Annotated in this window: 8 protein-coding genes; all 8 read left to right on the plus strand. The window is 58.0% G+C overall.

Features of this window, described 5'->3' with window-relative positions; genetic code table 11:
- The first annotated feature begins 12 nt into the window (after nt 1–12).
- On the plus strand, nt 13–2,259 hold the full coding sequence (gene ptsP / locus GRPL_RS16635) for a phosphoenolpyruvate--protein phosphotransferase (RefSeq protein ID WP_004867094.1): 2,247 nt from the start codon (nt 13–15) through the stop codon (nt 2,257–2,259).
- A gap of 265 nt (nt 2,260–2,524) precedes the next feature.
- On the plus strand, nt 2,525–3,400 hold the full coding sequence (lgt, locus tag GRPL_RS16630; RefSeq protein WP_032696727.1) for a prolipoprotein diacylglyceryl transferase: 876 nt from the start codon (nt 2,525–2,527) through the stop codon (nt 3,398–3,400).
- Between the two features lie 6 nt (nt 3,401–3,406).
- On the plus strand, nt 3,407–4,201 hold the full coding sequence (thyA, locus tag GRPL_RS16625; RefSeq protein ID WP_032690892.1) for a thymidylate synthase: 795 nt from the start codon (nt 3,407–3,409) through the stop codon (nt 4,199–4,201).
- 186 nt (nt 4,202–4,387) lie between these two features.
- Entirely contained in the window at nt 4,388–4,855 is a 468-nt protein-coding gene (locus GRPL_RS16620) for a prepilin peptidase-dependent protein (protein WP_032690895.1), read from the plus strand.
- A complete protein-coding gene (locus tag GRPL_RS16615; RefSeq protein WP_228304925.1) occupies nt 4,852–5,409 on the plus strand; it encodes a prepilin peptidase-dependent protein in 558 nt (185 codons plus the stop codon). The genes GRPL_RS16620 and GRPL_RS16615 overlap by 4 nt, the downstream gene beginning before the upstream one ends.
- Nucleotides 5,406–5,813: a DUF2509 family protein gene (locus tag GRPL_RS16610; protein WP_032690897.1), complete on the plus strand. Its 408-nt coding sequence runs from the start codon at nt 5,406–5,408 to the stop codon at nt 5,811–5,813. The genes GRPL_RS16615 and GRPL_RS16610 overlap by 4 nt, the downstream gene beginning before the upstream one ends.
- Nucleotides 5,814–5,854: 41 nt before the next feature.
- Nucleotides 5,855–6,121, plus strand: coding sequence for a prepilin-type N-terminal cleavage/methylation domain-containing protein (locus GRPL_RS16605; RefSeq protein ID WP_249807876.1), 267 nt, complete (start codon nt 5,855–5,857; stop codon nt 6,119–6,121).
- A 12-nt stretch (nt 6,122–6,133) separates the two neighbouring features.
- Nucleotides 6,134–9,505 (plus strand): exodeoxyribonuclease V subunit gamma, encoded by a 3,372-nt coding sequence (gene recC, locus GRPL_RS16600; RefSeq protein WP_032698862.1) that lies wholly within the window; start codon nt 6,134–6,136, stop codon nt 9,503–9,505.
- Nucleotides 9,506–9,567 lie beyond the last annotated feature (62 nt).

Below are 9,567 nucleotides of genomic sequence, written 5' to 3' on the forward strand. Positions count from 1 at the left end.
GCCACGCATATTATGCTCACTCGGTTACGAGAAATCGTCGAGAAGGTCGCGAGTGCGCCGCGTTTAAACGAGGCGCTGGATATCCTGGTCACCGATATCTGCAAAGCGATGGAAACGGAAGTTTGTTCGGTTTACCTGGCCGATCACGACCGACGATGTTATTACCTTATGGCCACTCGCGGGCTGAAAAAACCTCGCGGGCGTACCGTTGCGCTCGCGTTTGACGAAGGCCTCGTTGGCCTGGTCGGGCGCCTTGCGGAGCCTATCAACCTTGCTGATGCGCAAAAACATCCCAGCTTTAAATATATTCCTGCCGTCAAAGAGGATCGCTTCCGCGCTTTTCTTGGCGTCCCGATTATCCAGCGGCGTCAGCTGCTGGGTGTGCTGGTGGTGCAGCAGCGTGAGCTGCGTCAGTTTGATGAAAGCGAAGAGTCGTTTCTCGTCACCCTGGCGACGCAAATGGCCGCCATTCTTTCCCAGTCTCAGCTGACCGCGCTGTTTGGCCAGTATCGACAGACGCGTATTCGCGCGCTGCCCGCCTCCTCCGGGGTGGCCATTGCCGAAGGCTGGATGGACATCAGTCTGCCGCTCATGGAACAGGTGTATGAGGCATCGACTCTTGATACCGCTTCCGAACGCGAACGATTGACCGGTGCGCTGGAAGAGGCGGCGAACGAGTTTCGTCGCTACAGCAAGCGTTATGCCGCCGGGGCGCAAAAAGAGACTTCGGCGATCTTCGATCTCTATTCACACCTCCTGTCCGACGCGCGTCTGCGTCGCGAGCTGTTTGCGGAAGTCGATAAAGGCGCGGTGGCAGAATGGGCGGTGAAGAAGATCATCGAGAAGTTCGCCGAACAGTTTGCCGCGCTGAGCGACGGGTATCTGAAAGAGCGGGCCGGCGATTTGCGTACGCTGGGTCAGCGCCTGCTTTTCCATCTCGATGATACGATTCAGGGGCCTAATACCTGGCCGGCGCGTATTGTGCTGGTGGCCGACGAGCTGTCAGCGACGACGCTGGCGGAAGTTCCGCAGGATCGGCTGGCGGGCGTCGTCGTCCGCGATGGCGCAGCCAACTCCCACGCCGCCATTATGGTGCGGGCGCTGGGGATCCCGACGGTTATGGGGGCTGATATCCAGCCTTCGCTGCTCCACGGCCACATGCTGGTGGTGGATGGCTACCGCGGCGAACTGCTGGTCGACCCGGAACCGGCGCTGCTGCAAGAATATCAGCGTCTGGTCAGCGAAGAGAACGAACTCAGCCGGCTGGCGGAAGACGATCTGGAACACACTTCCGAGCTGAAAAGCGGCGAGCGGGTGAAGGTCATGCTGAACGCTGGCCTGAGCCTGGAACATGAAGAAAAGCTTGGCAACTTTATCGACGGCATCGGCCTGTACCGGACCGAAATCCCGTTTATGCTGCAAAGCGGTTTCCCGTCGGAAGAGGAGCAGGTCGCCCAGTATCAGGGCATGCTGCAGATGTTTAATGAAAAGCCCGTGACCCTGCGTACGCTGGATATCGGCGCCGATAAACAGCTGCCGTATATGCCGATTAGCGAAGAGAACCCGTGCCTCGGCTGGCGCGGCATCCGCATTACTCTCGATCAGCCGGAAATATTTCTCATCCAGGTGCGCGCGATGCTGCGTGCCAATGCCGCCACCGGCAACCTGAGTATTTTGCTGCCGATGGTGACCAGTCTTGATGAGGTGGATGAGGCGCGCCGTCTGATCGATCGCGCCAGCCGTGAAGTCGAAGAGATGATTGGCTACGCTATTCCTCGCCCGCGTCTTGGCGTAATGCTGGAAGTGCCTTCGATGGTCTTTATGCTGCCGAATCTTGCCAGCCGCGTGGATTTTATCTCGGTAGGGACCAATGACCTGACTCAGTATATCCTCGCCGTCGATCGCAACAACACCCGGGTTGCCAGCATGTATGACAGCCTGCATCCCGCGGTGCTGCGGGCGCTGGCGATGATTGCGCATGATGCCGAACGCTTCGGCATTGACCTGCGGCTGTGCGGTGAAATGGCGGGCGATCCGATGTGCGTGACGATCCTGATTGGTCTTGGCTATCGCCACCTGTCCATGAACGGTCGTTCGGTGGCGAGGGTCAAATACCTGCTGCGACGTATCGATATTGCCGAAGCTCAGGAACTGTCGCGTCGGAGCCTTGAAGCGCAGATGGCCACCGAGGTTCGCCATCAGGTGGCGGCCTTCATGGAGCGACGCGGTCTGGGCGGCTTGATCCGCGGCGGCCGTTAGCCGTTAGAGAGCGGTAGGCCGGGTAAGCGTAGCGCCACCCGGCAAAATAACGGCTCAGTCAGGTAACCCGGACAGGTGATCGGCACCGCCTCCGGGAAAACTCCCGTGTGCCGTTAGCATCCGTATACATATCTTTTACAACAACGGCACGGCCAGCGAATTAACCTTATGCTATTATTCGCCCCCTTGGAGCACCCGTATAGGTCGGGCGTGTATGATCACCGCTGTCCACTTTCGGCGGAATAACAAGTCTTTATGGTGACAGATGAATAGTGGCTACCTGCATTTTCCGGATTTTGATCCGGTCATATTTTCCCTTGGGCCGGTCTCCCTCCACTGGTACGGGATGATGTATCTGGTCGGCTTTGTTTTTGCGATGTGGCTAGCCACCCGTCGGGCCAACCGTCCGGGCAGCGGCTGGACCAAAAACGAAGTCGAAAACCTGCTGTATGCCGGGTTCCTTGGCGTTTTCCTCGGTGGCCGTATCGGCTATGTCCTGTTCTATAATCTGCCGGTTTTCCTGCAGGACCCGCTGTATCTGTTCCGCGTCTGGGACGGCGGCATGTCGTTCCACGGCGGCCTGATTGGTGTCATCCTCGTGATGATCATTTTTGCCAGACGCACTAAACGCACTTTCTTCCAGGTCGCCGATTTTATCGCGCCGCTGATCCCCTTTGGCCTCGGGGCGGGGCGTCTGGGCAACTTTATCAACGGTGAACTGTGGGGCCGCGTCGATCCGAGCTTCCATTATTCGATGATTTTCCCCGGCTCGCGCGCGGAAGATCTGGCGCTGCTGCCGTCTCATCCGGAATGGCAATCGCTGTTTGATACCTACGGCGCGCTGCCGCGTCACGCTTCGCAGCTGTACGAGCTGGCGCTGGAAGGGGTCGTCCTGTTCCTGATTCTGAACCTGTTTATCCGTAAACCGCGTCCGACCGGGTCGGTATCCGGTCTGTTCCTGATTGGCTACGGCCTGTTCCGCATTATCGTGGAGTTCTTCCGCCAGCCAGACCAGCAGTTCACCGGTGAATGGGTACAGTACATCAGCATGGGGCAGATTCTTTCGATCCCAATGGTGCTTGCGGGTATCATTATGATGGTCTGGGCGTACCGTCGTCGTCCGCAGCAACAAACTTCTTGAGGAACCATGAAACAGTATCTTGATTTGATGCAGAAAGTGCTCGCCGAGGGCACGCAAAAAAATGACCGCACCGGTACCGGCACTCTCTCCATCTTCGGCCATCAGATGCGTTTTAACCTGCAGGAAGGCTTCCCGCTGGTGACGACCAAGCGCTGTCATTTACGCTCCATCATCCATGAACTGCTGTGGTTCCTCCAGGGTGACACCAACATCGCGTATCTGCATGAAAACAACGTCACTATCTGGGACGAGTGGGCGGATGAAAATGGCGATCTGGGGCCGGTTTACGGCAAACAGTGGCGTTCCTGGCCTGCGCCGGACGGCCGCCATATCGACCAGATCAGCACGGTGATGGAACAGCTGAAAAACGATCCGGATTCACGTCGCATCATCGTTTCTGCGTGGAACGTCGGCGAGCTGGATAAAATGGCGCTGGCGCCGTGCCACGCGTTTTTCCAGTTCTACGTCGCGGACGGCAAACTCTCTTGCCAGCTGTATCAGCGTTCCTGCGATGTGTTCCTCGGCCTGCCGTTTAACATCGCCAGCTATGCGCTGCTGGTGCACATGGTCGCCCAGCAGTGCGATCTGCAAGTCGGTGATTTTGTCTGGACCGGTGGGGATACTCACCTCTACAGCAACCACCTTGAACAGACGGATCTGCAGCTGAGCCGCGAACCTCGTCCATTGCCGAAGCTGATCATCAAACGGAAACCAGCGTCGATTTTCGACTACCGTTTTGAAGACTTCGACATCGAAGGCTATGACCCGCATCCGGGAATTAAAGCGCCGGTGGCGATTTAATTCGCCCGGCACAGGATGTCGTAAAGAGATAAAAACCGGTGCCTGAGGCGCCGGTTTTTTTGCCTGCGCAAACTCGCTTCCTGATTTTCTGTAATCGTCTGCAAACCTGATGCCTGGCTTCGGCACGCCTCGCGAAAGGCTATTTTGCCCGTCGTCTCCGCGCCGTTTTTTCCCCATACTCGCGCCATGAACAGACAACGTGGCTACACCCTGATTGAAACCCTGATAACGCTGACGCTGGTGCTTATTCTCAGCGCAGGAGGGCTGTACGGCTGGCAGAGCTGGCAGCAACAACAGCGCTTATGGCAAACCGCCAGCCAGGTGCGCGACTACCTGGTGCTGCTACGCGACGACGCGAACTGGCATAACCGCAACCGACTGGTGAGCGTGGGGCAAAGCGGCGGCGTCTGGTGTCTGAGCGCCGAGGATACGCTGGCGGAGTGTGCGGCAGTAACGCCGTTTACGCTGCTGCCGCGTTGGCCGGAAGTGGCGCTCAGCCACATCACGCCGGGATTAGGTTTTTACGGGTTGCGTAACAGCGCCTGGGCCGGACATATCCGGCTGCAAAGCGCGGGGGGGAGCTGGAATATTATCGTATCTGGCTGGGGGCGAATTCGCCTGTGCCGCAACGAGGAGAACGCATCGTGCCTCTGATTCCCCGAGGTTTTTCGCTGGCCGAGACGCTTATCTCAATGGCCATCAGCGCGATTTTACTGATGGGCGCATCGCGTTTTCTGCCTGCTCTGCAACGGCAGACACTGCGGCAGACGCAGCAGCAGTCTCTGGATAACGAACTCTGGCAGCGCGTGTATACGGTAGCAAAACATCTGCAGCGTGCGGGCTATTGCGCCGGGGAGTGCGTGGGACAACCGTTGCTTATCGCCAGCGATGGTCGCTGTGCGATCGTCCGCTGGGATAGTAATAGCAACGGCGCGTGGGATGCCACGCCGGAAGCAATGTCTGATGCGACAGGATTTCGTTTGAACAACGGGGCGCTGGAAACGCGGCGCGGTGTGACCAGCTGCAGCGACGGGGGATGGGAAAAAATGACGAATCCCGGAGCACTCAACGTGACTCATTTTCAGGTTACCCGCCAGGATATCGCCGGATTTGCTCCGGAGCTTACCGTCATGCTGGCGGCGCATGCGGTTGCGGATCCCCATATTTCGGCTCAGGCGGAATACCGCGTGACCGGGTATAACTTATGAACCGCCAGCGGGGAGCCTCCTCGTTGCTGATGGTGCTTTTGCTGCTGGCGCTTGGCAGTATGTTATTGCAAGGGCTGAACCAGCAGCAGCGCTCCTTGCTGGCGCAAACCGCGGGTGAAACTCAGGCGATCCGCGAAACGGCCGGTGCGCACTCCGCGCTGCAGTGGGGAAAAACTCTGGCGTGGACGGTACACGATGCCAACGCCTGCCGTGATTCTGCTGCCGGGGGCTGGCGCGCCTGCCTGCGCATTTTTGACGATGCATCCGCCCTGTTAATCGCCAGCGGCGGTCGCATTTTGCTGTGGCAATCTGGTCGGGTTGAAGAGGGCGTGGTGCGCTTTTCTCCCCACGGCTGGAGCGACTTTTGTCCACTAACGGAGGCGAATCTGTGTCGGATGCCGTGAACCATGAGCAAGGTTTTAGCCTGCCGGAAACGCTGCTGGCGATGACGTTACTGGTTATGGTGGTGACCGCCCTTGGCGGCTACCAGCGTGGGCTGGCCAATGGTTTTATCCAGTTAAATCAATATCGCCAGCTGTGGCGCGACGCGTGGCGCTATGGTCAGATGAACCCTCCGGAGATCCCACCCGGTGGGTCCGTTACCCGCTTGCAGACATCGGCGGCCAGATGTGTCAGCATCACGGTAACGATCACCATGCCCGTGGATAAACGGGTGCAGATGACCCGGCTGCATTGCCCGGTCAGTCAGTAGTCAGGAGCGAATATGTTAAGGGTGTACCACTCAAACCGTCTGGATGTTCTTGAAGCGTTGATGGAATTTATCGTCGAGCGCCAGCGGCTGGATGACCCTTTCATGCCGGAAATGGTGCTGGTGCAAAGTACCGGGATGGCGCAGTGGCTACAGATGACGCTGGCAAAACGGTTTGGCATTGCCGCCAATATCGACTTCCCGCTGCCGGCGAGCTTTATCTGGGACATGTTTGTCCGCGTACTGTCGGATATACCCGGGGAAAGCGCCTTCAGTAAGCAGAGCATGAGCTGGAAACTGATGACCCTCCTGCCGCAACATCTTGACGATGAGGCTTTTACGCTGTTATGCCACTATCTCAGCGACGATAGCGACAAGCGTAAACTGTTTCAGCTGGCAGCCCGGGTCGCCGACCTCTATGACCAGTATCTGGTTTATCGCCCGGAATGGCTGATGCGCTGGGAGGCAAATGAGCGCGTCGATGGCCTCGGCGACGCCCAGCAGTGGCAGGCGCCGTTATGGAAGGCGCTGGTCGACCATACCGCTGCGCTGGGGCAGCCGCTCTGGCATCGTGCCAATCTGTACCAGCGCTTTATCAGCACGCTGGAAGCGGCGGATGAACCTCCGGCCGGTCTACCTTCGCGAGTTTTTATTTGCGGAATTTCGGCGCTGCCGCCGGTTTACCTGCAGGCGCTTCAGGCGCTGGGCAAGCACGTCGATGTGTATGTGTTGTTCACCAACCCCTGTCGTTACTACTGGGGCGATATTAAAGACCCGGCTTTTCTGGCGAAACTGCTGTCACGCCAGCGCCGTCATCATCGTGAACCGCGCGAACTCCCGCTGTTTCGCGATACCGGGCAGGCGCCAGCATTGTTTAACGATGCGGGGGAACAGGACGTCGGTAATCCGCTGCTCGCTTCCTGGGGGAAGCTGGGTCGCGACTACATCTATCTGCTGGCCGGGCTGGATCGTTATGAAGAGCTGGATGCCTTTGTCGATATTACGCCGGATAATCTGCTGCACAATTTGCAGGCGGATATCCTCGAACTGCGCAATACCGCAGTGGCCGGAAGAAGCGCCGAAGAGTTTGCCCACAGTCACGGCAAACGCCCGCTGGCACTCGACGATCGTAGCCTGACCCTCCACGTCTGCCATAGTCCGCAGCGTGAGGTCGAGGTGCTGCATGACCGGCTGCTGGCGATGCTGGAGGCGAATCCTGAACTGACGCCGCGCGATATTATCGTGATGGTGGCGGATATCGACAGCTACAGCCCTTACATTCAGGCGGTATTCGGCAGCGCCAGCGGCGAACGCTGGCTACCGTGGGCGATTTCCGACCGGCGCGCCACAGAATCGCATCCGGCTCTGCAGGCATTTATTACGCTGCTTGCTCTGCCCGGCAGCCGCTTTGCCAGCGAAGATGTCCTGGCTCTGCTGGATGTTCCGGTGCTCGCCGCGCGCTTTAACATTGACGAAGAGGGGCTGCGCTATCTGCGTCAGTGGGTTAATGAATCCGGCGTGCGCTGGGGAATGGATGACGATAATGTGCGCGAACTGGATCTGCCTGCCACCGGGCAACACACCTGGCGCTTTGGCCTGACGCGGATGCTGCTGGGCTATGCGATGGACAGCAGCCAGGGCGAATGGCAGTCGGTCCTGCCCTATGATGAATCCAGCGGGCTGATCGCTGAACTGGTGGGTAATCTGGCTTCGTTGCTGATGCAGCTCAACCTCTGGCGCCGGAAGCTGGCGCAGGAACGTCCGCTGGCGGAATGGTTGCCGCTTTGTCGCGAACTGCTCAATGACTTTTTCTTGCCCGACGGCGACACCGAAGCGGCGCTGGCGCTGATTGAACAGCAATGGCAGACGGTGATTGGCGAAGGTGCCCAGGCACAATATGAGCAGTCCGTTCCTCTGTCTTTATTGCGCGATGAGCTGGCGCAGCGGCTGGACCAGCAGCGTATCAGCCAGCGCTTCCTCGCCGGGCCGATCAACATCTGTACTCTGATGCCGATGCGCTCTATACCGTTCAAAGTGGTGTGCCTGCTCGGGATGAACGACGGCGTTTATCCGCGGACGCTGGCGCCGCTGGGCTTCGATTTAATGAGTCAGAAACCGCAGCGCGGCGACCGCAGCCGTCGTGATGATGACCGCTATTTGTTCCTGGAGGCGCTGATGTCCGCCGAACAGACATTGTATATCAGCTACATCGGCCGCTCGATTCAGGACAATAGCGAACGCTATCCTTCGGTGCTGGTGCAAGAACTGGCGGACTATATTGGCCAGAGCCACTGCCTGGCCGGGGATGAGGCGCTGGATTGTGACGCCAGCGAGCGACGCGTCAAAGCACATATCACCCATCTGCATACGCGCATGCCCTTTGATGCGGCCAATTTCCGTGATGATGAATATCAGAGCTACGCCCGGGAGTGGCTGGCGGCTGCCAGCCAGCAGGGAGAGGCGCATGGCGACTTTATCCAGCCGTTGCCGGCGCCGGTTATCGAAACGCTGTCATTTGAACAGCTGCTGCGATTCTGGCAACACCCGGTACGCGCCTTTTTCCAGCAGCGCCTGCGGGTTAACTTCCGTTCTGAAGAGAGTGAAATTCCCGATGACGAGCCGTTCACCCTCGAAGGACTTAGCCGTTATCAGTTGAACCAGCAGTTGCTGAATACGCTGATTGAACAACAGGATGCGTCGACGATGTATCGTCGCTTCCGCGCCGCGGGAGAGCTGCCCTTTGGCGCTTTTGGTGAGCTGGCCTGGGAGACGCAGCGTCAGGAGATGCAGAACCTTGCGGAGCGGGTCATTGCCAGCCGTCAGCCGGGGCAGAGCATGGAAATCGATCTGCAATGTCACGGAGTCAACATTACGGGGTGGCTACAGCAGGTACAATCTGACGGTCTGCTGCGTTGGCGACCGTCGCTGCTGAGCGTCGCGCAGGGGATGCAACTTTGGCTGGAACACCTTGTCTACTGTGCTAGCGGCGGAACCGGTGAAAGCCGACTGCTGGTGCGCAAAGAGGGCGAGTGGCGTTTCCCGCCGCTGGCGCAGGAACAGGCCAAAGCGTACCTTGATCAGCTGGTAGAAGGCTACCTGCAAGGCATGTCCAGACCGCTGCTGTTACTGCCGGAAAGCGGCGGTGCATGGCTAAAAGTCTGTTATGACGCTGAAAAGGATGTCATGTTAACGGATGAAGAGACGCAACAAAAAGCGCGTAGCAAATTTCTTCAGGTCTATGAAGGTAATATGGTGGTCAGTGGCGAAGGGACGGATGTGTGGTATCAACGCCTCTGGCGCACGCTTGAACCGGCTTACTATGAAGAAATTATCACGCAAACACAGCGCTACCTGTTGCCGATATTTCGTTTCCATCAGTCCGAATAAATTTGTAATAGTATAAAAATTGCGCAGAATAAGGTGTTCAATTATCATGCGCAACCAATCAC

Source organism: Klebsiella planticola ATCC 33531, assembly GCF_000735435.1.
Classification (GTDB): Bacteria; Pseudomonadota; Gammaproteobacteria; order Enterobacterales; family Enterobacteriaceae; genus Klebsiella; species Klebsiella planticola.